The organism is Bradyrhizobium sp. HKCCYLRH1034, from assembly GCF_051168375.1.
In the GTDB taxonomy this organism is placed as follows: domain Bacteria; phylum Pseudomonadota; class Alphaproteobacteria; order Rhizobiales; family Xanthobacteraceae; genus Bradyrhizobium.
In genome coordinates this window covers 513,493-535,876 of the sequence record NZ_JBNPUW010000003.1, presented here as the reverse complement: position 1 = coordinate 535,876, position 22,384 = coordinate 513,493, and the positions used below count along the sequence as shown (strand labels likewise).

24 protein-coding genes and 1 tRNA gene are annotated in these 22,384 nt (G+C 65.6%); 13 read left to right on the top strand and 12 right to left on the bottom strand.

Annotated features, from left to right (window positions below):
- Window positions 1-56: 56 nt before the first annotated feature.
- The 7 genes from ACQR0W_RS09435 to ACQR0W_RS09405 all read right to left on the bottom strand — a co-directional run bounded on the left by ACQR0W_RS09435 (window position 57) and on the right by ACQR0W_RS09405 (window position 6,861).
- Complete coding sequence (locus ACQR0W_RS09435; RefSeq protein ID WP_006613108.1) at window positions 57-482, bottom strand: Hsp20 family protein; 426 nt, start codon at window positions 480-482, stop codon at window positions 57-59.
- Between the two features lie 134 nt (window positions 483-616).
- On the bottom strand, window positions 617-1,696 hold the full coding sequence (locus ACQR0W_RS09430; RefSeq protein WP_315716877.1) for a sn-glycerol-3-phosphate import ATP-binding protein UgpC: 1,080 nt from the start codon (window positions 1,694-1,696) through the stop codon (window positions 617-619).
- Window positions 1,697-1,809: 113 nt separating this feature from the next.
- On the bottom strand, window positions 1,810-2,658 hold the full coding sequence (ugpE, locus tag ACQR0W_RS09425) for a sn-glycerol-3-phosphate ABC transporter permease UgpE (protein ID WP_315716878.1): 849 nt from the start codon (window positions 2,656-2,658) through the stop codon (window positions 1,810-1,812).
- Window positions 2,658-3,539: a sn-glycerol-3-phosphate ABC transporter permease UgpA gene (gene ugpA, locus ACQR0W_RS09420; protein ID WP_315716879.1), complete on the bottom strand. Its 882-nt coding sequence runs from the start codon at window positions 3,537-3,539 to the stop codon at window positions 2,658-2,660. Before ugpA ends, ugpE begins: the two co-directional genes overlap by 1 nt.
- Window positions 3,540-3,589: 50 nt before the next feature.
- Entirely contained in the window at window positions 3,590-4,909 is a 1,320-nt protein-coding gene (gene ugpB, locus ACQR0W_RS09415) for a sn-glycerol-3-phosphate ABC transporter substrate-binding protein UgpB (RefSeq protein ID WP_315716880.1), read from the bottom strand.
- A 202-nt stretch (window positions 4,910-5,111) separates the two neighbouring features.
- Window positions 5,112-6,314 (bottom strand): CaiB/BaiF CoA transferase family protein, encoded by a 1,203-nt coding sequence (locus tag ACQR0W_RS09410; RefSeq protein ID WP_315825665.1) that lies wholly within the window; start codon window positions 6,312-6,314, stop codon window positions 5,112-5,114.
- Between the two features lie 121 nt (window positions 6,315-6,435).
- Window positions 6,436-6,861, bottom strand: coding sequence for an organic hydroperoxide resistance protein (locus ACQR0W_RS09405; protein ID WP_009026309.1), 426 nt, complete (start codon window positions 6,859-6,861; stop codon window positions 6,436-6,438).
- A 169-nt stretch (window positions 6,862-7,030) separates the two neighbouring features.
- Here ACQR0W_RS09405 and ACQR0W_RS09400 point away from each other — a divergent pair, with 169 nt between their 5' ends.
- A complete protein-coding gene (locus tag ACQR0W_RS09400) occupies window positions 7,031-7,492 on the top strand; it encodes a MarR family winged helix-turn-helix transcriptional regulator (RefSeq protein WP_315750467.1) in 462 nt (153 codons plus the stop codon).
- Window positions 7,493-7,499: 7 nt separating this feature from the next.
- Here the strand turns inward: ACQR0W_RS09400 and ACQR0W_RS09395 are convergent, their stop codons facing one another.
- The 3 genes from ACQR0W_RS09395 to ACQR0W_RS09385 form a co-directional block, all read right to left on the bottom strand.
- Entirely contained in the window at window positions 7,500-7,736 is a 237-nt protein-coding gene (locus ACQR0W_RS09395) for a GIY-YIG nuclease family protein (protein ID WP_316166375.1), read from the bottom strand.
- Between the two features lie 415 nt (window positions 7,737-8,151).
- Window positions 8,152-8,227 (bottom strand) — tRNA-Ala (locus ACQR0W_RS09390).
- A gap of 81 nt (window positions 8,228-8,308) precedes the next feature.
- Complete coding sequence (locus ACQR0W_RS09385) at window positions 8,309-8,713, bottom strand: TIGR02300 family protein (RefSeq protein WP_316170022.1); 405 nt, start codon at window positions 8,711-8,713, stop codon at window positions 8,309-8,311.
- 151 nt (window positions 8,714-8,864) lie between these two features.
- Between ACQR0W_RS09385 and aroA the strand changes: the two genes are divergently transcribed.
- The 12 genes from aroA to ACQR0W_RS09325 all read left to right on the top strand — a co-directional run bounded on the left by aroA (window position 8,865) and on the right by ACQR0W_RS09325 (window position 20,855).
- Window positions 8,865-10,202: a 3-phosphoshikimate 1-carboxyvinyltransferase gene (gene aroA / locus ACQR0W_RS09380; RefSeq protein ID WP_316170023.1), complete on the top strand. Its 1,338-nt coding sequence runs from the start codon at window positions 8,865-8,867 to the stop codon at window positions 10,200-10,202.
- Entirely contained in the window at window positions 10,199-10,837 is a 639-nt protein-coding gene (gene cmk / locus ACQR0W_RS09375; protein WP_316166372.1) for a (d)CMP kinase, read from the top strand. The genes aroA and cmk overlap by 4 nt, the downstream gene beginning before the upstream one ends.
- Before the next feature lie 248 nt (window positions 10,838-11,085).
- The gene (rpsA, locus tag ACQR0W_RS09370; RefSeq protein WP_315716886.1) at window positions 11,086-12,795 is read left to right on the top strand and encodes a 30S ribosomal protein S1; all 1,710 of its coding nucleotides are present in this window, start codon (window positions 11,086-11,088) and stop codon (window positions 12,793-12,795) included.
- 206 nt (window positions 12,796-13,001) lie between these two features.
- Complete coding sequence (gene sppA / locus ACQR0W_RS09365) at window positions 13,002-13,982, top strand: signal peptide peptidase SppA (protein WP_315825664.1); 981 nt, start codon at window positions 13,002-13,004, stop codon at window positions 13,980-13,982.
- 169 nt (window positions 13,983-14,151) lie between these two features.
- Window positions 14,152-14,469, top strand: a complete 318-nt coding sequence (locus tag ACQR0W_RS09360) for an integration host factor subunit beta (protein WP_315716888.1) — start codon at window positions 14,152-14,154, stop codon at window positions 14,467-14,469.
- Window positions 14,470-14,546: 77 nt separating this feature from the next.
- Window positions 14,547-14,939: a lipopolysaccharide assembly protein LapA domain-containing protein gene (locus ACQR0W_RS09355; RefSeq protein WP_315750462.1), complete on the top strand. Its 393-nt coding sequence runs from the start codon at window positions 14,547-14,549 to the stop codon at window positions 14,937-14,939.
- A 77-nt stretch (window positions 14,940-15,016) separates the two neighbouring features.
- Entirely contained in the window at window positions 15,017-15,676 is a 660-nt protein-coding gene (locus ACQR0W_RS09350; RefSeq protein ID WP_316170024.1) for a phosphoribosylanthranilate isomerase, read from the top strand.
- Window positions 15,673-16,896: a tryptophan synthase subunit beta gene (gene trpB / locus ACQR0W_RS09345; protein WP_315716891.1), complete on the top strand. Its 1,224-nt coding sequence runs from the start codon at window positions 15,673-15,675 to the stop codon at window positions 16,894-16,896. The genes ACQR0W_RS09350 and trpB overlap by 4 nt, the downstream gene beginning before the upstream one ends.
- Window positions 16,893-17,729 carry a tryptophan synthase subunit alpha gene (trpA, locus tag ACQR0W_RS09340; protein WP_316170025.1) on the top strand — a complete coding sequence of 279 codons (837 nt, stop codon included), beginning with the start codon at window positions 16,893-16,895 and terminating at the stop codon, window positions 17,727-17,729. The genes trpB and trpA overlap by 4 nt, the downstream gene beginning before the upstream one ends.
- A gap of 94 nt (window positions 17,730-17,823) precedes the next feature.
- Complete coding sequence (gene accD / locus ACQR0W_RS09335; RefSeq protein ID WP_315716893.1) at window positions 17,824-18,762, top strand: acetyl-CoA carboxylase, carboxyltransferase subunit beta; 939 nt, start codon at window positions 17,824-17,826, stop codon at window positions 18,760-18,762.
- Entirely contained in the window at window positions 18,759-20,102 is a 1,344-nt protein-coding gene (locus ACQR0W_RS09330; RefSeq protein ID WP_315767629.1) for a bifunctional folylpolyglutamate synthase/dihydrofolate synthase, read from the top strand. Before accD ends, ACQR0W_RS09330 begins: the two co-directional genes overlap by 4 nt.
- Window positions 20,103-20,114: 12 nt before the next feature.
- Window positions 20,115-20,855, top strand: a complete 741-nt coding sequence (locus ACQR0W_RS09325; RefSeq protein ID WP_315750459.1) for a metallophosphoesterase family protein — start codon at window positions 20,115-20,117, stop codon at window positions 20,853-20,855.
- Between the two features lie 2 nt (window positions 20,856-20,857).
- On the opposite strand, the gene ACQR0W_RS09320 is transcribed toward ACQR0W_RS09325, so the two are convergent.
- Together ACQR0W_RS09320 and trxA are read right to left on the bottom strand one after the other, a co-directional pair.
- A complete protein-coding gene (locus ACQR0W_RS09320) occupies window positions 20,858-21,868 on the bottom strand; it encodes an ATP-dependent DNA ligase (protein WP_316186623.1) in 1,011 nt (336 codons plus the stop codon).
- Between the two features lie 142 nt (window positions 21,869-22,010).
- Complete coding sequence (gene trxA, locus ACQR0W_RS09315) at window positions 22,011-22,331, bottom strand: thioredoxin (protein ID WP_015663255.1); 321 nt, start codon at window positions 22,329-22,331, stop codon at window positions 22,011-22,013.
- Window positions 22,332-22,384 lie beyond the last annotated feature (53 nt).

The following is a 22,384-nucleotide window of genomic DNA, read 5'->3' as shown; positions in this document are numbered from 1 at the left end:
GTCTCGACTCCTTCTGAGACTCAAGCGGTCGAGTCCGCTACTCGTTCCATCAACCATTATTCGTGTTCATTGATCGCTATTGTCTTAACGATCCGCTCAGGCTCTGGCCTGGCCAGATCGACTGACAACAGCCCGTTCTTCAGGTCCGCACCAAGCACATGCATTCCCTCCGCCAGCACGAAGGTGCGCTGGAAGTGGCGCGCGGCGATGCCGCGATGAATGTATTGCCTGGTCTTGTCGTCCTGTTGCCGGCCGCGGATGACGAGCTGGTTTTCCTCAATGGTGACATCGAGTTGGTCGCGGGTGAAACCCGCCACCGCCAGCGTGATCCGCAGACGCTCGGGCTGGCCATTGGTGCGTTCGAACCGCTCGATATTGTAGGGCGGATAGCCGTCGGCACCTTTGACGACGCGGTCGAGGACGCGCTCGATCTCGTCGAAGCCCAGCAGGAAAGGGCTGGAGAGCGAAGGAACACGAGACATGGTTTACAAAGTCCTCTCGAAGCGACTTTGATGTATCAGGGCCCTGACGGCACCCCTTGAGCAGCAATATGGGCACGATCCGGGGCGCGTTCAAGCACCCCGAATGCGCCGGAACAGCCTGTCTGTGGAAGGGTTTAAACGGACAGCCGCTGACGGCCGTCGGCCGAGAACAGATGCAGCTTGGCCCGCGGTGCCACGGCGCGAATCCGTGCGCCGATCTCCGGCGCGGCGGTACCCGGCAGCCGCACGATGATGTCGTTGGCGGTCGCGGAGAGCCGGTCATCGCTGCCCGCGTCCTGGCGTGCGCCGTAGACATAGGTCTCGGCGCCGACATGCTCGATCGCCTCGACGCGGAGGTCGAGCCCGATCCCGCCCGCCGGAACGGTGTCGCCAAGCTGGAAATCCTCAGGCCGGATGCCGAGCTGGCCCGCTTCTTGGGGAACCGCGTCGGCGCCGAGCAACTGGGCGCGCACGCCATCGGTCGGCATCAGGTTCATCGGCGGCGCGCCGATGAAGGACGCGACGAAGGTGGTGGCTGGACGCTGATAGATCTCGAGCGGATTGCCGATCTGCTCGACCTTCCCGCCGTTCATCACCACCAGGATGTCGGCGAGCGTCATCGCCTCGAGCTGGTCGTGGGTGACGTAGATCGCGGTGGTGTTGAGCCGGCGCTGCAGCTTGCGGATCTCGACCCGCATCGCGATGCGCAGCTTGGCGTCGAGGTTCGAGAGCGGCTCGTCGAACAGGAACACCTTGGGCTGGCGCACGATGGCGCGGCCCATCGCCACGCGCTGGCGCTGGCCGCCGGAGAGCTGGCGCGGCTTCCGCTCGAGCATGGTGCCGAGCTCGAGGATGCGTGCGGCGTCCTCGACCCGCGTCCTGATCTCCTTTTCCGCCATGCCGCGATTGCGCAGGCCGTAGGCCATGTTGTTGTAGACGGTCATGTGCGGATAGAGCGCGTAGTTCTGGAACACCATCGCGATGTCGCGATCCGCCGGCTCGATCGCATTGACGATGCGGCCGCCGATGTCGATCTCGCCCGAGGTGATCGTCTCGAGCCCCGCGACCATCCGCAGCAGGGTGGATTTGCCGCAGCCCGACGGCCCGACTAGCACGCAGAACTGACCGTCGCCGACATCGACATCGACGCCTTTGATGGCTTCGAAGCCGCCCTGGTAGACCTTGCGGACGTTGCGGAGGGTGACGTTGGCCATTGGTGGTTACCTAGCGAATAGCGAATGGGGAGTGGCGAATAGGGAAGGGGACGAAGCGAGCCGTTGCGCGAACATCCCTATTCGCCACTCGCCATTCGCTATTCGCCCCTTCGTCACTTTTCCGTCTCCACCAGCCCCTTGACGAACAGGCGCTGCATGACGACGACGACGAACACCGGCGGCAGCATCGCGAGCACGGCCGTCGCCATCACGATCGGCCACTCGGTCAGCGCGTCGGTCGTCGTGATCATCTTGCGGATGCCGATCTGGATGGTCTGCATGTCGTCGCGCGTCGTGATCAGCAGCGGCCAGAGATATTGGTTCCAGCCGAGGATGAACAGGATCACGAACAGCGCCGCCATGTTGGTGCGCGACAGCGGCAGCAGGGTGTCCCAGAAGAAGCGGAACGGCCCGGCGCCGTCGATGCGGGACGCCTCCAGCAGCTCGTCCGGCACCGTCATGAAGAACTGGCGGAACAGCAGCGTGGCGGTGGCGGACGCGATCAGCGGCAGCGCGAGCCCGGCATAACTGTCGAGCATGTGGAGGTCGGCGACGATCTTGTAGGTCGGATAGATGCGCACCTCGACCGGCAGCATGAGGGTGATGAAGATGAGCCAGAAGATCGCCATGCGGAACGGGAAGCGGAAGTAGACGACCGCATAGGCCGAGATGATCGAGATCGCGATCTTGCCGACGGCGATCAGCAGCGCCATGACCAGCGAGTTCAAAAGCATGGTCGCAACCGGCTCGCGGGTCGAGCCGCTCGTGCCAACGAAGATCGTCTGATAGTAGGTCGACAGGAAGTGCCCGCCAGGCAGCAGCGACATCTGCCCGTTGGCGATCACCGCATTGTCCTGCGTCGAGGCGACGAATGCGAGATAGACCGGGAACGCGACGATCGCGATTCCGATCCACAGGATGGCGTGCGCGACGTAGCGTCGAATGCCTTCTTGCTCGACCATCAGTAGGTCACCTTGCGCTCGACGAAGCGGAACTGGATCGCCGTCAGCACGATGACGATGACCATCAGAACGACGGATTGTGCGGCCGACGAGCCGAGATTGCCGCCGAGCAGGCCATCGGTATAGACCTTGTAGACCAGCGTCTCGGTGGATTTGCCAGGACCACCGCGGGTCATCGTGTCGATGATGCCGAAGGTCTCGAAGAAGGCGTAGACGATGTTGATGACCAGCAGGAAGAAGATGGTCGGTGACAGCAGCGGGAAGGTCACGGTCCAGAACCGCCGCATCGGCCGCGCGCCGTCGATCGCGGCCGCCTCGAGCACGCTCCGGGGGATGCTCTGCAGCCCGGCGAGGAAGAACAGGAAGTTGTAGGAGATCTGCTTCCAGGCGGCCGCGAGGATGATCTGCAGCGCCGCCTGGTCGCCGTCGAGCAGCGGATTCCAGTCGATGCCAACAGCGCGCAGATAGCGCGAGATCACGCCGAGCGACGGGTGGAGCATGAAGATCCAGAGCACGCCCACCACCGGCGGCGCCACGGCATAGGGCCAGATCAGCAGCGTCCGGTACAGCGTGACGCCGCGCAACGGCTTATCCGCCATGACCGCGAGCAGCAGTGCGACCGACAGCGACGAGAGCGCGATCGCGAAGGAGAAGCCGAAGGTGCGGAGAATGGCCTGGAAATAGTCCGGCTGGCTGAGCAGGTCGGCGTAGTTCTCGAACCAGACGAAGCTCGTGGACAGGCCGAACGCGTCCTGCAGCAGGAACGACTGGATGACGGCCTGGATCGCGGGCCAATAGAAGAAGATCAGCACGATCGCGAGCTGGGGAGCGACCAGCACGAACGGCAGCAGTTTTGACTGAAAGATGGCGTTCTTCTGCATGGTCGGTCGGCGAACCGGCAGGCCGCGGGGCGGCCTGCCGGCTCATGGCCTCACTTCACGGCCGTCTTTTCGAACTGGCGCAGCATCTGGTTGCCGCGCTCGACGGCGGCGTCCAGCGCCTGCTTGGCGGTCTTCTTGCCGGCCAGGGCCTGCTCGATTTCCTCCGACCAGACGTCACGCAGCTGCACCATGTTGCCCAGACGCAGGCCGCGGGAATTCTCCGTCGGTTCCTTGTTGGTCAGTTCGAGCAGGGGCGTCTCCAGATAGGGCTGATCCTTGTAGAAGCCCTCGGCCTTGGCCTTGGCGTAGGCCGCCTTGGTGATCGGCAGATAGCCCGAGGCCTTGTGGATGTAGACCTGACGATCGGTGTCCGAGAGGAAGGTCAGGAACTTCGCCACGCCCTTGTATTCGTCCGCGCTCTTGCCGCCCATCACCCAGAGCGAGGCGCCGCCGATGATCGAGTTCTGCGGCGCGCCCTTGGCGTCCGGATAATACGGCATCGGCGCGGCGGTGAAGGCGAACTTGGCCTGGGCCTTGACGTTGCCGAAGAACGCCGACGAGGTCAGGTAGATCGGGCATTCGCCCGAGGTGAAGCGGCCCTCACCGGTGTTGGTGCGGCCGGCATAGTCGTAGGTCTTGTCCTTCTGCAGCTCGACCAGGTTTTCGAGATGCTTGACCTGCAGCGGACCGTTGAACTCCAGCACGGTGTCGAAGCCGTCGAGACCGTTCGCCTTGCTGGCCAGCGGCACGTTGTGCCAGGCGGAGAGCTGCTCGAGATTGACCCAGGTGACCCACGAGCCCGAGAAGCCGCAGGTCGCATGGCCGGCCGCCTTCAGCTTCTTGGCGGTCTCGAACAGTTCGGGCCAGGTCTTCGGGATCTCGGCGTTGACCTTCTTCAGCTCGTCGAGATTGACCCACATCACCGTGGAGGACGAGTTGAAGGGGAACGACAGCATCTCACCCTTGGAGGTCGAGTAGTAGCCCGTGATCGCAGGCAGATAGCTCTTCGGGTCGAACGTCTCGCCGGCGTCCTGCATCAGCTTGTAGACCGGCTTCACGGCGCCGGTGGCGGCCATCATGGTGGCGGTGCCGACCTCGAACACCTGCATGATGTGGGGCGCATTGCCCGCGCGGAAGGCGGCGATGCCGGCATTCATCGTGTCGGCGTAGTTGCCCTTGTAGGTCGGGACGACCTTGTAGTCGGACTGCGAGGCGTTGAAATCGTTGGCGAGCTTGACGATGACGTCGTTGTTGGCGCCGGTCATCGCATGCCACCACTGGATTTCGGTCACGGCATGCGCAGGTGCTGCGGCGCTCAGGACCAGCGTGACTGCCGCAGTCGCGGCCGTCCAGAATTGGCGAAGTGACATTAAAGAATACCTCCCGTGAAACGTCATCGGCGTCGCGGCCGTAGCAGCGCGAGATGACAGTTTCGTGAATGTATAACCGGTTGGATCGTCAGCGGAAAGCGCGTTCATCGCGGCGGAACGCAGCGACTTGCGGGAGACGGTGCCGCGCCGGGGCGATGCCCCGGCCGGCGCTGGCGGTGAGAGACGACAGGCTGATGGCGCCTCAGCGCTTGCGCTCGGCGCACACCGTGCCCTGGGACAGCAGCGCCTCGATCTCGCTCGGCGTGTAACCGAACTCGGTCAGCACCTCCTGCGCGTGCTGACTGAACTTCGGCGGGGTGGAGCGCAGGCTCGGCTTGGTGCGTTCGAGCCGGATCGGCGACGCGACGCCCTTGTACCAGTCCTTCTCGATGACATCGCCGCGGTAGATCGTGTGCGGATTGGTCAGCGCCTGGTCGATCTTCTGCACGGGTCCTGCCGGCAGACCGGCCGCGAGCAGCCGGTCGCACAGCGGCTCCGCCTCGAACTGGCTGAACACGGCGGCAAGCTCGGCGCGCAGCGCCTCGCGATTGGCGACGCGATCCTTGTTGCGGGCGAAGCGCGGATCGGTGCCGAGTTCGGGGCGGCCGATCTCCTTGGCGAGCTTGCGGAAGGTGCCGTCATTGCCGACGCCGATGAAGATATCGTCGGTCTTGGTCGCGAAGATCGCATACGGAACGAGGTTCGGGTGCTCGTTGCCGGTCAGCGACGGCGGCTTGCCATGCATGAAGTAGTTTGCGGTATGCGGATGCATGATCGCGAGACCGGTCTCATACAGCGTGACCTCGAGGAACTGACCGATGCCCGAGCGCTGCCGCTCCGACAGCGCCATCAGGATGCCGATCGCGGCATAGAGTCCGGTGGTGATGTCGACCAGCGGCACGCCGATCCGCATCGGTCCGCTCTGCGGCGAACCGGTCGCCGCGATCATGCCGGTCATCGCCTGGATGATCGCGTCGTAGCCGGGATTGCCGCCGCGCGGGCCATCCGCGCCGAAGCCGCAGATGCGGCAGTGCACCAGCTTGGGGAATGTCTCGCGCAGCGTGTCGCTGCCGATGCCCCATTTCTCCAAGGTGCCAGGCTTGAAGTTCTCGATCAGCACGTCGGCCGTCTCGAGCATCCGCATCAGCACGGCGCGGCCGCCCTCTGAGGCGAGATCGAGGCCGATCGAGCGCTTGTTGCGGTTGATCCCGACGAAATAGGCGGCGTCCTCATCGTGGAAGGGCGGACCCCAGTCACGCACCTCGTCGCCGGCCGGCGGCTCGACCTTGATCACGTCGGCGCCGTGATCGGCCAGGATCTGCGTGCAATAGGGGCCGCCGAGCACGCGCGTCAGATCGATCACGCGCAGGCCGGCCATGGCGCCGGGAGCAAATTGGGGTGTCATCGGATGTCGCGAGGTTGGTTTCAGCTCGCGATCATTAAGCATTGCTGCGGCGGCGGCGCAAACGGGGGCTGCCATGCGGCAGGACAACGGAGGCCGTCCTGCCGCATGACGGAATTGAAGCTCAGACGACGCTCAGCTTGACGTCGACATTGCCGCGCGTGGCGTTGGAATAGGGGCACACCTCGTGCGCCTTGGCGACCAGCGCTTCGGCGTCGGCCTTGGCGAGTCCGGGCAGCGACACTGCGAGCTCGACGGTGATGCCGAAGCCGCCTTCGGAGCGCGGGCCGATGCCGACCGTCGAGGTCACCGACGTGTCGGCGGGAACCTTGGGGCCGCCCTGCGAGCCGACGAACTTCATCGCGCCGATGAAGCAGGCTGCGTAGCCGGCCGCAAACAACTGCTCCGGATTGTTGCCGGCACCGCCGCCGCCGCCGAGCTCCTTCGGGGTGGAAAGCTTGACCTTGAGCGAGCCGTCGAGGGTAGCGGCTTCGCCGTCGCGGCCGCCGGTGGCCTTGGCGCTGGTCTTGTAGAGCACGTTCACGGACATGGGTGTCTCCTGGTTGGATGGACGAATTCAGCGCGGCCATATTGCACACAATTAGATTGTGTACAATATAATTGTTCGGTAGAAAATTCGTGATCGGTGCGCCGGGCCCGTTGTCGATCCGAGGCGTGCGGGCTCAAGATGCCGATAGGATCGACCTGTGGTGACCTCGATGCGAAAGAAGTCCGCGGCAGACCTGCCGCTCCAGCTCGGCAACCAGCTCTGCTTCGCAGTCTATTCGACCGCGCACGCCTTCAACCGCGTCTACAAGCCCCTGCTCGACCGCCTTGGCCTGACCTATCCGCAATATCTGGTCATGCTGGTGCTGTGGGAGCAGGACGGCTTGACGGTGAAGGACATCGGCGCGCGGCTGTTCCTCGACTCTGGCACGCTGACGCCGCTGCTGAAGCGGATGGAGGCTACGCACCTGATCAAGCGGACCCGGTCGGCGGAGGACGAGCGTCAGGTGATCGTCACCCTCACCGCCCAGGGCGCGGGCCTGCGCGACAAGGCAAGGTCGATCGTGCCGCCCGCGATCCTGGATGCGACGGGCTGCTCGATCGCCGAGCTGGCCGACCTGCACGGCAAGCTGGTGCGGCTGCGGGAGCGGCTCGATGCGGTTGTGGAGGGGTGAGGGGGCTCTAAAGGCGCTTCTTCGCGAAAGCCCGGCCTGAACCCGACTTGAGATATTTCTCGAAGGCAAATGCCTGCTTCACATCGCTGAAGGCAACGTAGGTCTTGAGCCGCCAAGGCCGAAACTTCGATGTGTGCGGGACTTCACCGGCATTGTGCTTCGTGACGCGGGCCGGAACGTCGTCGGTGATGCCTGCGTAGAAATGCTCGCCGTTGAGACTTTCCAGGATGTAAACGAACTTCATCGCAGGCCGCCCTCGACCCTTCACGGGCGCGAATGTGGCAGGTCGTGCTGCGTGGCGTCCAGAGCTTGGATGGGCTGAACTGCTCAGTCGACTGATGAAGGGGCATCATGGCCCGGAGCCTAGTCCGCCTTCGCCTTCCCGCCTCCGCCCAAGAGGGCTACGGCGTCCAGGCTACGGCGCGACAGCCTTCACTCGCTTCGCGCAACTGAGAGTTTGGGGTGGCTTGCCGAGCCGAAGCTCGCGAAGCGATGGGGAGAGAGCATTATCGCCCGGAGCCCAAGTCCGCCTTCGTCTTCCCGCCTCCGCCCAAGGGGGCTTCGGCGTCCAGACTACGGCGCGACAGCCTTCGCTCACTTCGCGCAACTGGCAGATTGGGGTGGCTTGCCGAGCCGAAGCTCGCGAAGCGAGCGAAGGCTGGTGGAGCCAGGCGGGATCGAACCGCCGACCTCTTGCATGCCATGCAAGCGCTCTCCCAGCTGAGCTATGGCCCCTGAACCGAGCCGGCGGTCTGGGTGACCGCCGGGGAGCACCGTGAACCACAGTTCGCGGCTGATCTCAAGTGTCTTCGACGATTATTCTTCGTCGCCGCCGACATCACCGATGATGTCGGTCACGTCCTCGTCGCCTTCTTCCTCGTCGGCGATGAAGGTCGAGTCGTCATCCTCGTCGTCGTCGAGCGTCTCGTCGATCTCGATGTCGTCCTCCGATTCGGGAACGACGGCCTTGACCTTGCCGGAGCTCTCCTCGGCGTCGGCCTCCTCGAGCGGCACCAGCTCCTCGGCCTCCGCGGGCTCGACCACGTCGGCCGCCGCAGCAGCGCGCGCAGCCTCGCCGCGCATGGCGCGGGTGGGCGCGATCGGCGCAATCGGCACGACCTCGCCGGTGTAGGGCGAAATCACCGGGTTCTTGTTGAGGTCGTAGAACTTTTTGCCCGTCGTCGGGCAAATGCGTTTGGTTCCGAGCTCGGATTTGGCCACGTGCAGGCGTCCTGGCAATGTCTGAAAAGCGGTGTCTCACTTGGCTAGTTGCCGCGCCGCTGTCAATAGCGCTGTCAACGGGAAAATCACCGCTCGTGACGGAGGGCGGGGGCTGTGATACCTGCCGCGTCCGAAACACGAGGATCCCGCCGTGAGCACGTCAATCGCCCCGACTCCCCTGGAATCACGCGCCTCAGGGCCCCTCTCGGGCACGATTCGCGTGCCTGGCGACAAGTCGATCTCGCACCGGGCGCTGATCCTGGGGGCGCTGTCGGTCGGTGAGACCCGGATTTCCGGCCTGCTCGAGGGCGAGGACGTCCTCAACACCGCCAAATCGATGCGATCCCTGGGTGCCAAGGTCGAGCGCACCGGCGATTTCGCGTGGACCGTCCGTGGCGTCGGGGTGGGCGGCTTCGCCCAGCCGAGCGCGCCGCTGGATTTCGGCAACTCCGGCACCGGCTGCAGGCTGGTGATGGGCGCCGTGGCCGGTTGCCCGATCACGGCCGTTTTCGACGGTGATGCCTCGCTGCGCAGCCGTCCGATGCGGCGCATCCTCGACCCGCTGGTGCTGATGGGGGCGAAGGTGACCGCCAGCGCCGAGGGCGGCAAGCTTCCGTTAACCCTGCAGGGCGCCGGCAACCCGGTGCCGATCGAGTACCGTACGCCGGTGGCTTCGGCCCAGATCAAGTCGGCGGTGCTGCTCGCGGGCCTCGCCGCGCCCGGTGTGACCACCGTGATCGAGCAGGAGGCCAGCCGCGACCACACCGAGCTGATGCTGAAGCATTTCGGCGCGGAGATCGTGACCACGCCGGAAGGGTCTCATGGCCGCCGCGTCGCACTGACCGGCCAGCCGGAGCTGCGTGGTGCGCCAGTGATCGTTCCCGCCGACCCGTCCTCGGCCGCGTTCCCGCTGGTCGCCGCGCTGATCGTCGACGGCTCGGACCTCGTGCTGTCGGACGTGATGACCAACCCGCTGCGCACCGGCCTGTTCACGACCTTGCGCGAGATGGGCGCCTCGATCGAGGAGGACGACGTCCGCGGCGATGCCGGCGAGCCGATGGCCCGCCTGCGCGTGCGCGCCTCGAAGCTGCGCGGCGTCGTGGTGCCGCCCGAGCGGGCGCCGTCGATGATCGACGAATATCTCGTCTTGGCCGTCGCCGCCGCCTATGCCGAGGGCACGACCATCATGCGCGGCCTGCATGAGCTGCGCGTCAAGGAATCCGACCGGCTGGAGGCCACCGCGGCGATGCTGCGTGTCAACGGCGTCAAGGTCGAGATCACCGGCGACGATCTGATCGTCGAGGGCCGCGGTCACGTGCCGGGCGGCGGCATCGTCGCGACCCACATGGACCACCGCATCGCGATGTCCGCCCTGGTGATGGGTCTCGCCTCCGACAAGCCGGTCAGGGTCGACGACACCGCCTTCATCGCCACCAGCTTCCCCGATTTCATCCCGCTGATGTGCAAGGCGGGCGCGGATTTCGCATGATCATCGCCATCGACGGCCCGGCGGCCTCGGGCAAGGGCACCCTGGCCAAGCGTCTCGCGGCGCATTACGGCCTCAGGCATCTGGATACGGGCGTGATCTACCGGGCGGTCGCGCATGCGCTACTGACCGCCGGCATCGACCTCAAGGACGAGGCGCGGGCGGCGGACGTCGCCATGAGCCTGGATCCCTCGAGCTTCGACAATCCGGCGCTGAGGTCGCACCAGGTCGGGTCCGCGGCCTCGGTGGTATCGGCGTTGCCGAAAGTGCGCGAAGCGCTGGTGGCTTTCCAGCGCCAGTTCGCAAGCCGGCCGCCCGGTGCCGTGCTCGACGGCCGCGACATCGGAACCGTGATCTGCCCGGACGCCGAGGTGAAGATCTACGTCGTCGCCGATCCCCGCATCCGGGCGCATCGTCGCACCCTCGAGGCGCTTTCACGTGGGGAACCGGCCGATGAGGCTGCCATTCTGGCCGACATCCTGGCGCGCGACGAGCGTGACCAGAACCGGGCCGTCGCGCCTTTAAAACAAGCCCCGGATGCTTACTTGCTTGACAACTCCCATTTGGATATAGAAGGCGGCGTCCGGGCCGCCATCGATATCGTCGAGGCCGTTCGAGCGGGCCGCCAGCGGGTTTGATTTCCGCCGGCGTCATTGGAGGAATGCCCGCTCCCGCCCTTGACCGTCGATAGCTCGATTGCGGTTCAATCGAGTCCGATCATCCGGACGCACTTCATACGTATCGCATGTGCAGGCACTGCCGGCCCGCGTCGTTTGCGCTTATAGCGCGGCGCGCGGACGTCTGGGGATTTGTGGACCTCCAGGCACTGTCCATTCGATGCGCCGATCAACCCAAGCTGGCGAGAATGTCCGCATCTGGAGAACAAATGGCTTCGAGTACCTCTGCTTCTTCCTACAATCCCAGCCGCGATGATTTCGCCGCGATGCTGGACGAGTCCTTCACGAAGGGCAACCTGCAGGAAAGCTCTGTCGTCAAGGGCAAGGTTGTTGCGATCGAGAAGGACATGGCCGTCATCGACGTCGGCCTGAAGACCGAAGGCCGCGTGGCGCTGCGCGAATTCGCCGGGCCCGGCCGTGACAGTGAATTGAAAGTCGGCGACGAGGTCGAAGTGTTCCTCGATCGCATCGAGAACGCACTCGGCGAAGCGGTGCTGTCGCGCGACAAGGCGCGCCGCGAAGAGAGCTGGGGCAAGCTCGAGAAGGCGTTCCAGAACAACGAAAAGGTCAACGGCGTCATCTTCAACCAGGTCAAGGGCGGCTTCACCGTCGACCTCGACGGTGCCGTGGCCTTCCTGCCGCGCTCGCAGGTCGACATCCGTCCGATCCGCGACGTCGCGCCGCTGATGAACAACTCGCAGCCGTTCCAGATCCTCAAGATGGACCGCCGCCGCGGCAACATCGTCGTGTCGCGCCGCACCGTGCTGGAAGAGACCCGCGCCGAGCAGCGCCAGGAGCTGGTGCAGAACCTCGAAGAGGGTCAGGTCATCGACGGCGTCGTCAAGAACATCACCGATTACGGTGCGTTCGTCGACCTCGGCGGCATCGACGGCCTGCTGCACGTCACCGACATCGCCTGGCGCCGTGTCAACCATCCGACCGAGGTGCTCAGCATCGGTCAGACGGTCAAGGTCAAGATCATCAAGATCAACCACGAGACGCACCGCATCTCGCTGGGCATGAAGCAGCTCTTGGACGATCCGTGGCAGGGCATCGAGGCCAAGTACCCGCTGCAGGCCCGCTTCCACGGCCGCGTCACCAACATCACCGACTACGGCGCGTTCGTCGAGCTCGAGCCGGGCATCGAAGGCCTGATCCACGTCTCCGAGATGTCGTGGACCAAGAAGAACATGCACCCCGGCAAGATCGTGTCGACCTCGCAGGAGGTCGAAGTGCAGGTGCTCGAGGTCGACAGCGTCAAGCGCCGCATCTCGCTCGGCCTCAAGCAGACCATGCGCAATCCGTGGGAGGTCTTCGTCGAGAAGCACCCGACGGGTTCGGTGGTCGAGGGCGAGGTCAAGAACAAGACCGAGTTCGGCCTGTTCCTGGGTCTCGAAGGCGACGTCGACGGCATGGTCCATCTGTCGGATCTCGACTGGAAGCTGCCGGGCGAGCAGGTCATCGACAACTACAAGAAGGGCGACATGGTCAAGGCCGTGGTGCTCGACGTCGATGTGGAGAAGGAGCGCATCTCGCTCGGCATCAAGCAGCTCGAAGGCGATCCCTTCGCCGAGCCGGGCGATGTCAAGAAGGGCGCGGTCGTCACTTGCGAGGTGCTCGACGTCAAGGACGGCGGCATCGACGTCAAGATCACCGGCACCGACTTCACCACCTTCATCAAGCGCTCCGAGCTGGCGCGCGATCGCAACGACCAGCGCACCGAGCGGTTCGCCGTCGGTGAGAAGGTCGATGCCCGCGTGATCCAGTTCGACAAGAAGGCCCGCAAGGTGCAGGTGTCGATCAAGGCGCTGGAAGTCGCCGAAGAGAAGGAAGCCATCGCGCAGTACGGCTCGTCCGATTCGGGCGCCACGCTGGGCGACATTCTCGGCACCGCGCTCAAGAACCGCGACTCGAAGTAAGCCTTCGCGTCCTGCGATCAGATCAAAGCCCCGGCGCAAGCCGGGGCTTTTTTGTTCCAGCGAGGCAAGGATGCGCGTGCCGGCCGCGCGGATCCGGCCTCGCCGCGGGCCTTCCTTTCTTCAAATTGCGCCGCGATTGATGTAATCGGATAACGAGATATTCAGGCTGCGGATGCAAAACGCGCCGAGACTTCCAGGAGCTGTCCATGTCGCTTGATTCGGATGTGATCGTCGATCGCCGCAGGCTGCGCCGCAAGCTGACGTTCTGGCGCGTCGTCGCGGTGCTGATTGCGATTGCGGCTCTGTCCGCCATCGGTCTCGCCATGTCGCCGCGCGGCCGCACCGTGCTCTCGACCTCCGGCTCGATCGCCCGCGTCAATATCGAGGGCCTGATCCGCAGCGACCATGAGCGCGTCGAGGCGCTGGAGCGGCTCGAAAACTCCTCGGCCGAAGCTGTCATCGTTCACATCAATTCGCCGGGCGGCACCACCGCCGGCTCCGAGCAGCTCTACGATTCGCTGGTCCGGCTGAAGGCGAAGAAGCCGCTGGTCGTCGTCGTGGAAGGCCTCGCGGCGTCCGGCGGCTACATCGGCGCGATCGCTGCCGACCACATCGTCGCGCAGCAGAGTTCGCTGGTCGGCTCGATCGGCGTGCTGTTTCAATATCCCAATGTCGGCGAGCTGTTGAAGACGGTCGGCGTGAAGATCGAGGAGGTCAAATCCTCGCCGCTGAAGGCCGCCCCCAACGGCTACGAGCCGACCAGCCCGGAAGCGCGTGCGGCGCTCGACGCCCTGGTCAAGGATTCCTATGCCTGGTTCCGCGGACTGGTGAAGGACCGCCGCGCCATGAACGATGAGCAGTTGGAGAAGGTGGCCGATGGCCGCGTCTTCACCGGCAGGCAGGCGATCGAGCTGAAGCTGATCGACGAGCTCGGCGACGAGAAGACCGCGGTCGCTTGGCTCGTCGCCAACAAGAACGTCAAGAAGGACCTTCCGGTGCGCGACTACAAGCTCACGCCGCGGTTCGGCGATCTCACCTTCCTGCGAACGGCCACCTCGATCGCGCTCGACGCCGTCGGCCTCTCCGGAATCGCCCGCCAGATCGAGCGCACCGGCGTGGTCCAGGCGGTGGACCGGATCGGTCTCGACGGCATGCTCGCGCTCTGGACGCCCGCGCCGGGCAATTGAACCCGCAAAGACCATTCCCAGGGCAATCTTCCCGCTTCGCGTGTGCCGTGGCGAGACCCCGTACCGTGCCTCGCACCCCGATTCACGGCCGCGATGAATGATTTAGCGTCTTGACAGTCCAGCATATTTTCACGGAAATGGGACCTGTCTCCCCGGGTACATTTTCTCGATGATCAAATCCGAGCTTGTTCAGCGTATCGCCGAGCACAACCCGCATCTCTACCAGCGGGATGTCGAGAACATCGTCAATGCGATCCTCGATGAGATCGTCGCGGCGCTCGCCCGCGGTGACCGCGTCGAGTTGCGCGGCTTCGGCGCCTTCTCGGTCAAGCATCGGCCGGCCCGCGCCGGGCGCAACCCACGGACCGGAGCTCATGTCCCGGTGGACCAGAAAAGCGTCCCGTTCTTCAAAACGGGCAAGGAAATGCGCGAGCGGCTGAACCGGGACAATCCCGCCGGCGCCGCGGCTGACGACGCCGACGATTGAAGCATCTCGCGCCGGCCGTGCTAATCGTCTGCGGCTGATTTCGAGGTGAATCCGGCCTGACTGACACGAGCGAGCGCATGCGAAAATTCTTCACTGTCGTGGTCGTCCTTCCGCTGCTGGTGCTGTTCGTCATCTTCGCGGTCGCCAATCGGCATTTCGTTACCGTGTCGTTTGATCCCTTCAACGCGACTGATCCGGCGCTCTCGGCGTCGGTCCCGCTGTTCGCCTTGATCATCGCCGTCGCGATCCTGGGCGTGATCGCGGGTGGCTGTGCCACCTGGATCGGCCAGCGCCGCTGGCGGCGGGCCGCGCGCCGCCATCAGGCCGATGCCGAAGCGGCCCGCGCGCAGGTGGCGCAGTTGAGCGCCGCGGCGCGTGCAAAACAGGGCTCTGCGCAATCTCTGGTTCCGGCTGCGCCGGCGCGGCTTTTCGCCCCTTATGGGCGAGACAAGCAGGGCGCCGCGTTGTAGAAGGCGCGAAAGCTCGGCGGCCCTGGAAGCCGCCGGCTTCTGGTGATCCTTTCCGCCCGGACGTGCGTTGTTCATTGATGTCCCTGCTCGTCAAAATCTGCGGCCTGACCACGCCCGACACCCTCGCTGCGGCGCTCGACGCGGGCGCCGACATGGTGGGCTTCGTGTTCTTTCCGCCGTCCCCACGCCATGTCGGCCTGACGGCCGCGCGTGAGCTGGGTCGTGACGTCAGGGGGCGCGCGCTCAAGGTGGCGCTGACCGTCGATGCCGACGACGCGATGATCGAAAACATCGTCGAGACGCTGCGGCCTGATCTCCTGCAGCTGCATGGCCGCGAAAGCATCGCGCGCGTCCGCGACCTCAAGCAGCGCTTCGGCCTACCCATCATGAAGGCCATTCCGGTCGCGACCGACGCCGATCTCGCGCCGTTGGCGGGCTATGCCGACGTGTGCGACCGCATCCTGTTCGATGCGCGGGCGCCCAAGGATGCGACCCGTCCCGGCGGCCTCGGTGCCACCTTCGATTGGCGTCTGCTACAGGGCGTGAAGCTCGATCGCCCGTTCATGGTCTCCGGCGGTCTGAGCGCCGACAACGTCGCGGAGGCCGTGCGGATCACCCGCGCGGGCGGCGTCGACGTGTCATCTGGCGTCGAACGGGCGCCGGGTGTGAAGGATTGCGACATGATCCGGGATTTCATTCGCGCGGCGCGGGCCGCTGAAGAGTTGAGCGTTCAATGACGACAGCCATTCCCAATTCCTACCGCAGCGGTCCGGACGACCGCGGTCATTTCGGCATCTTCGGCGGCCGCTTCGTCGCCGAAACCCTGATGCCGCTGATCCTCGATCTGGAAAAGGCCTATGCGGAGGCCAAGGCCGATCCGGCGTTCCATGCCGAGATGAACGGCTACCTGAAGAACTATGTCGGCCGGCCCTCGCCGCTGTACTACGCGGAGCGCCTGACCGAGCATCTCGGCGGCGCCAAGATCTACTTCAAGCGCGAGGAGCTCAACCACACCGGCTCGCACAAGGTCAACAACGTGCTTGGCCAGATCATGGTCGCGCGCCGCATGGGCAAGAAGCGCATCATCGCCGAGACCGGCGCGGGCCAGCACGGCGTGGCGACCGCGACGCTGTGCGCGCGTTTCGGGCTCGATTGCGTCGTCTACATGGGCGCGGTCGACGTCGAGCGGCAGCAGCCCAACGTGATCCGCATGGAGATGCTCGGCGCCAAGGTGGTGCCGGTGCAGTCCGGCGCCAAGACCCTGAAGGATGCGATGAACGAGGCGCTGCGTGACTGGGTCACCAACGTCCACAACACGTTCTACTGCATCGGCACGGTCGCCGGTCCGCACCCCTATCCGATGATGGTGCGCGACTTCCAGTCGGTGATCGGCAACGAGACCCGCACGCAGATGCAGGAGGCCGAGGGCCGGCTGCCGGACTCGCTGATCGCGTGCATCGGCGGCGGCTCCAATGCGATGGGCCTGTTCCATCCGTTCCTCGATGATCCCTCGGTCGAGATCTATGGCGTGGAAGCGGCGGGCCATGGCCTGACGCATCTGCACGCCGCCTCGATCGCCGGCGGCCGCCCCGGCGTGCTGCACGGCAACCGCACCTATCTGCTCATGGACGAGGACGGGCAGATCGAGGAGGCGCATTCGATCTCGGCCGGTCTCGATTATCCCGGCATCGGGCCGGAGCATTCCTGGCTGCACGAGGTCGGTCGCGTGAACTATTTGTCGGCGACCGATGAGGAAGCGCTGGCGGCGTTCCAGCTGCTGTCGCGGCTCGAGGGCATCATTCCCGCGCTGGAGCCCGCGCACGCGATCGCCAAGGTGATGGAGCTCGCGCCGAAGAAGTCGAAGGACCATCTGATGGTGGTCAACATGTCCGGCCGCGGCGACAAGGACGTGCCGCAGGTGGGCGACATCTTGCGAGGAAGGGCGAAGGCATCGTGACCAGCCGGATGGATGCGCGCTTCGCGCAATTGAAGCAAGAAGGCCGCTCGGCGTTCGTCACCTTCGTGATGTCAGGCGACCCTGATCCTGAAACCTCGCTCGCGATCGTCAAGTCGCTGCCGCAGGCTGGCGCTGACATCATCGAGATCGGCATGCCGTTCACCGATCCGATGGCCGATGGTCCGTCGATCCAGGCGGCGGGTCTGCGCGCGCTCAAGGCCGGCATGACCTTGAGGAAGACGCTGCAGCTCGTGCGCAGCTTCCGCGAGGGCGACGCGGCGACGCCGATCGTGCTGATGGGCTACTACAACCCGATCTACATCTACGGCGTCGACAAGTTCCTCGATGATGCGAAGAGCGCCGGCGTCGATGGCCTGATCATCGTCGACCTGCCGCCGGAAGAGGACGACGAGCTGTGTATCCCAGCGCTGAAGGCCGGGCTCAACTTCATCCGGCTGGCGACGCCGACGACCGATGACAAGCGGCTGCCGGCGGTGCTCGCGAACACCTCCGGCTTCGTCTACTACGTCTCGATCACCGGCATCACCGGCGCGGCGGCGGCGGATTCGTCCGCCGTCGGTGCCGCCGTGGCCCGGATCAAGCGGCATACGGCGCTGCCTGTCTGCGTCGGCTTCGGCATCCGGACACCGGAGACCGCCCGCGCCATCGCCGCCCATGCCGACGGTGCCGTGGTCGGCACCGCCCTGGTCGACGCGCTCCGCGCCAGCCTCGATGCCGAGGGACGCGCGACGGCCAAGACCGTGAGCGCCGTTTCCGACCTGGCCGCTGCGCTGGCAAGGGGCGTGCACGGGGCGCAACAGGCCGCGGAATAGGCCGTCAACCACTATTCGACCGGACGTCGCGGCCGTCTTGCCGTGACCCCGCCGTCCCGCCATATATCCGGGCGACCGCAACACGGAGCGACACATGAACTGGCTTACCAATGTGGTCCGGCCGAAGATCCGCAACATCCTGCGCCGTGAGACGCCGGAGAACCTTTGGATTAAGTGTCCGGATTCCGGACAGCTCGTGTTCTACAAGGACGTCGAGGCCAACCAGTTCGTCATTCCGGGCTCCAATTACCACATGCGCATGGGCGCCGTGGCGCGGCTGAAGTCGATGTTCGACAACGAGACCTGGTTCGACGTCGCGCTGCCCGAGGTCACACCCGACCCGCTGAAATTCCGTGACGAGCGCCGCTATGCCGACCGCATCAAGGATGCGCGGGCGCGGACCGGCATGAACGATGCGGTGAAGGTCGGCTTCGGCAAGCTGGAAGGCATGGGCGTCGTCATCGCCGTGCAGGATTTCGATTTCATGGGCGGTTCGCTCGGCATGGCCGCGGGTGAAGCCATCGTGCGCGGGCTCGAACTCGCGGTCGAGAAGAAGTCGCCGTTCATCGTATTCGCGGCCTCCGGTGGCGCGCGCATGCAGGAAGGCATCCTGTCCCTGATGCAGATGCCGCGCACGACCGTGGCCGTGCAGATGCTGCGCGAGGCCAAGCTGCCCTACATCGTCGTGCAGACCAATCCGACCACCGGCGGCGTCACCGCGTCCTACGCGATGCTCGGCGACGTCCACATTGCCGAGCCCGGCGCTCTGATCGGGTTCGCCGGCGCCCGGGTGATCGAGCAGACCATTCGCGAGAAGCTGCCCGAAGGTTTCCAGCGCGCTGAATACCTGCTCGACCACGGCATGGTCGACATGGTCGTGCACCGTCATGACCTGCGCCCGACGCTGGCGCGGCTGTGCCGATTGCTGACCAAGGCGCCGGCCGTTGAACACGCCAAGCCCGCGCCGCAGCTGCCGCCGCCGGCCAAGCCCGCCGAAACCGCGGAAGCGCCGGCGGTCGCAACGAGCGCGTGAACGATTCTGCCGCCCAGCCAAGACCGTCGCTCGACGAGCTGATCACGCGGCTTTCTGTGTTGCATTCGAGCCGGATCTCGCTCGGGCTGGAGCGCATGCACCGGCTGCTGGCGCAGCTCGGTCATCCCGAGCGCAAGCTGCCGCCGGTCATCCATGTCGCGGGCACCAACGGCAAGGGCTCCACGGTCGCATATTTGCGCGCGATGCTCGAGGCCGCGGGGCTGCGCGTCCACGTCTTCACCTCGCCCTGGCTGGTGCGCATCAACGAGAGCTATCGGCTCGGCCAGGTCGGCGGTGGTGTCCTGGTCGAGGACGATGAGCTGATCTCCGCGCTCTTGGAGTGCGAGCGGGTCAACGCCGGCGCGCCGATCACCTTCTTCGAGGTCAAGACCGTCGCGGCCTTCGTGCTGTTCGCAAGGCATCCAGCCGATGTGGTGCTGCTCGAAGTCGGTCTCGGCGGCCGGCTCGATTCCACCAATGTTGTCGAGCAGGTCGCGGCCTCCGTGCTGACGCCGATCAGCATGGACCACATGGAGTTCCTCGGCGACACCCGCGCGCTGATCGCGGCCGAGAAGGCCGCCATCATCAAGCGTGGCTGCCCGGTGATCTCGGCGGCGCAGGAGCCCGATGCCATGGCCGTGATCGAGCGCGAGGCCAGGCGCCAGCGCGCGCCGCTGTTTGCGGCCGGTGAGAGCTGGCACGTCAATGTCGAGCGCAACCGGCTGGTCTATCAGGACGATCGCGGTCTCCTCGATCTTCCGGCACCCAAACTGTTCGGCCGGCATCAGTTCGACAATGCGGGCCTGGCGATCGCGACCTTGCGGGCGGTCGATCATTTCAAGCTCACCACCAAGGCGTTCGAGGACGGCATCGTCGGCGCCGAATGGCCGGCGCGCATGCAGCGGCTGTCGAACGGCGCGCTCACCGCGATCGCGCCGCAAGGCGCGGAGATCTGGCTCGACGGCGGCCACAACGCCGAGGGCGGTCGCGTCGTCGCGGCCGCGATCGGCGACCTCGAGGAGCGCGTGTCGCGGCAGCTCGTCGTCATCGTCGGCATGATGGGCAACAAGGATGCCGCGGGCTTCCTGGCCAACTTCGCCGGCCTGACGCGCCACATCATCGTCGTGCCGATTCCGAACGAGAGCAAGGCGATGGCACCGGCTGATCTGGCCGCCGCCGCGCGCACGCTCGGCATGCGCGTCGAGATCGCCGATGGCGTCGCGTCGGCGCTCGCCGGCATCGCGCGGCTTGCCTATGAGGTCCCGCCGCGTATCCTGATCACGGGGTCGCTCTATCTCGCGGGCCACGTGCTCGACCTCAACGGCACGCCGCCGACCTGAGGGGAATAGCGCATGCGCTTTGCCGCGATCGCAGACGTCCACGGCAACCACCTCGCGCTCGAAGCCGTGCTGGCCGACATCCGCGCGCAAGGCGTCGATGACATTGTCAATCTCGGCGATATGGCGAGCGGCCCGCTCGATGCGCGCAAGACGATGGACTTGCTGATGCCGCTCGATGCCGTCCATGTGCGCGGCAATCACGACCGCTGGCTGATCGATCGGCCGCCGGAGAGGATGGGCGCCTGGGAGCGGCCGGCCTACGCGCAGCTCGTAGCCAAGCATCTCGACTGGCTCGGCACGATCCCGCCGACGGCCATCTATCGCGACGAGGTCTTCCTTTGTCACGCCACGCCTGAGGACGATAACGTCTACTGGCTCGAGAGCGTCGCGCCGGATGGCGCGGTCACATGCGCGCCGCTCGATGCGATCGAGAAACTTGCCGCTGATATCGCGCAGCCGCTGATCCTGTGCGGCCATACGCATACGGCCCGCGCGGTGCGCCTGCGTGACGGTCGTCTGATCGTCAATCCCGGCAGCGTCGGCAGCCCCGGCTATTCCTACAACGTCCCGCATCCGCATGTCGTGCAGGCCGGCACGCCCGACGCCCGCTACGCGATCGTTGAGCTGACGTCGTCCGGCTGGAGCGTGAGCTTCCGCCACGTGCCCTATGACCACCAAACCATGGCGGCGCTCGCGCGCGCCAACGGGGACGCCGAGTTCGCTTCAGCGCTCGCGACGGGCTGGATTCGCTGACCTCACGCGAGCAGCTTCAAGGGATCGGCGACCTTCTGCTTGAGCTGCTCGAAGGTGCATTGCTTCGGCGATTTGTCGGGGCGCCAGCGCAGGATCGAGGTGCCGTGGCGAAAGCGCTCGCCGGAGAAATGGTCGTAGCAGACCTCGATCACCAGCTTCGGCTTCAGCGGACACCATTCCGCCGAGCGCTCGGTCGACCACCGGCTCGGCCCGCCCGGCGCATTGCCGGTGAAGCCGGGTGGCGAGATGAGCGGCTCGAGCTTGTCGGTCAGTGCGGGCTTCTCGTCCTTCTTGAGCGCGGAGGTGAAGCCGACGTGATGCAGCAGACCGTCATCGTCGTAGAGCCCGAGCAGCAGCGAGCCGACCAGCTTGCGTCCATTCGCGCCGCTGTTGGTGGCGTAGCGGAAGCCGCCGATGACGCAATCGGCTGAGCGATAGCGCTTGATCTTCTGCATGCCGTCGCGGTTGCCGGCCTGGTAGGGCAGGTCGATCCGCTTGGCGATCACCCCGTCCGAGCCGCCGCCGGAATGCGCAAGCCAGTCTTGCGCGGTCGCGAAGCGCGTCGTCGCTGGCGACAGCCGGAACGTCGGATGATCCGCGAAGTTCGCTTTCGCGAACGCGTCCAGCGCCGGCCGCCGCTCGTGCAGCGTGTGCGTCACTAGCTCCTTCTTGCCACTCGCCAGCAGGTCGAACGCCAGGAACAGCGCCGGCGTCTCCACCGATAGCCTCTTCACCCGGCTGGCGGCGGGATGAATCCGCTGCAGCAATGCATCGAACGAGAACGACTTCGCCTGCGGCACCACCAGCTCGCCGTCGAGGATGAAGCTCGTCGCCTCGAGCTCGCGCGCCGCAGCGACGACCTCGGGGAAGTAGCGCGCGAGGTCCTCGCCGGCCTTCGACTGCATCGTCACCGTTGCGCCGTCGCGCGTCAGCAGGCAACGGAAGCCGTCCCATTTCGGTTCGTATTGCCAGTCCTCGCCGCGCGGGATTGCATCCACCGAGCGCGCCTCCATGGCCAGCAGGCCGGATTTGCGGGAGGGCGAGCGATGGGCGCGGGCGGGCATGGCGACATCCGAAAACGCTGGATCACACCCCTCAACGCAAACGGCCGGCGATTCCGCCGGCCGTTCGACAAAAATCATTGTTCCGCAAGCGTCACACCGCCGACGAGATCCACTGCTGCAGCTTCGCCTTCGGCGCGGCGCCGACCTGGCGCGAGGCCATCTCGCCGCCCTTGAACACCATCAGGGTGGGGATCGACATCACGCCGTACTTCGAGGCCGTCTTCGGGCTCTCGTCGACGTTCAGCTTGACGATCTTGACCTTGTCGCCCATCGCGCTCGAGATCTCGTCGAGGGCGGGCGCGATCATGCGGCACGGGCCGCACCACTCGGCCCAGAAGTCGACCACGACCGGGCCGTCGGCCTTGAGCACTTCGCTTTCGAAATCGGCGTCGGAAACCTTGCCAACGGCCATGGAAATTACCTCGTTCGGTTGGAGGGAGCGGCACGGACGGGCCGCCTCAGCGT

Excerpts from the sequence above, each read along its gene's own strand:
- rpsA (WP_315716886.1), top strand. The coding sequence starts at position 11,086 with ATGGCTTCGAGTACCTCTGCTTCTTCCTACAATCCCAGCCGCGATGAT.
- ugpB (WP_315716880.1), bottom strand. The coding sequence starts at position 4,909 with ATGTCACTTCGCCAATTCTGGACGGCCGCGACTGCGGCAGTCACGCTG.
- accD (WP_315716893.1), top strand. The coding sequence starts at position 17,824 with ATGAACTGGCTTACCAATGTGGTCCGGCCGAAGATCCGCAACATCCTG.
- ACQR0W_RS09435 (WP_006613108.1), bottom strand. The coding sequence starts at position 482 with ATGTCTCGTGTTCCTTCGCTCTCCAGCCCTTTCCTGCTGGGCTTCGAC.
- ACQR0W_RS09430 (WP_315716877.1), bottom strand. The coding sequence starts at position 1,696 with ATGGCCAACGTCACCCTCCGCAACGTCCGCAAGGTCTACCAGGGCGGC.
- ACQR0W_RS09395 (WP_316166375.1), bottom strand. The coding sequence starts at position 7,736 with ATGAAGTTCGTTTACATCCTGGAAAGTCTCAACGGCGAGCATTTCTAC.
- ACQR0W_RS09325 (WP_315750459.1), top strand. The coding sequence starts at position 20,115 with ATGCGCTTTGCCGCGATCGCAGACGTCCACGGCAACCACCTCGCGCTC.
- ACQR0W_RS09400 (WP_315750467.1), top strand. The coding sequence starts at position 7,031 with ATGCGAAAGAAGTCCGCGGCAGACCTGCCGCTCCAGCTCGGCAACCAG.
- ACQR0W_RS09355 (WP_315750462.1), top strand. The coding sequence starts at position 14,547 with ATGCGAAAATTCTTCACTGTCGTGGTCGTCCTTCCGCTGCTGGTGCTG.
- ugpA (WP_315716879.1), bottom strand. The coding sequence starts at position 3,539 with ATGCAGAAGAACGCCATCTTTCAGTCAAAACTGCTGCCGTTCGTGCTG.
- cmk (WP_316166372.1), top strand. The coding sequence starts at position 10,199 with ATGATCATCGCCATCGACGGCCCGGCGGCCTCGGGCAAGGGCACCCTG.
- ACQR0W_RS09320 (WP_316186623.1), bottom strand. The coding sequence starts at position 21,868 with ATGGAGGCGCGCTCGGTGGATGCAATCCCGCGCGGCGAGGACTGGCAA.
- trpB (WP_315716891.1), top strand. The coding sequence starts at position 15,673 with ATGACGACAGCCATTCCCAATTCCTACCGCAGCGGTCCGGACGACCGC.
- ACQR0W_RS09360 (WP_315716888.1), top strand. The coding sequence starts at position 14,152 with ATGATCAAATCCGAGCTTGTTCAGCGTATCGCCGAGCACAACCCGCAT.
- ACQR0W_RS09350 (WP_316170024.1), top strand. The coding sequence starts at position 15,017 with ATGTCCCTGCTCGTCAAAATCTGCGGCCTGACCACGCCCGACACCCTC.
- ACQR0W_RS09405 (WP_009026309.1), bottom strand. The coding sequence starts at position 6,861 with ATGTCCGTGAACGTGCTCTACAAGACCAGCGCCAAGGCCACCGGCGGC.
- ACQR0W_RS09410 (WP_315825665.1), bottom strand. The coding sequence starts at position 6,314 with ATGACACCCCAATTTGCTCCCGGCGCCATGGCCGGCCTGCGCGTGATC.
- trxA (WP_015663255.1), bottom strand. The coding sequence starts at position 22,331 with ATGGCCGTTGGCAAGGTTTCCGACGCCGATTTCGAAAGCGAAGTGCTC.
- sppA (WP_315825664.1), top strand. The coding sequence starts at position 13,002 with ATGTCGCTTGATTCGGATGTGATCGTCGATCGCCGCAGGCTGCGCCGC.
- ugpE (WP_315716878.1), bottom strand. The coding sequence starts at position 2,658 with ATGGTCGAGCAAGAAGGCATTCGACGCTACGTCGCGCACGCCATCCTG.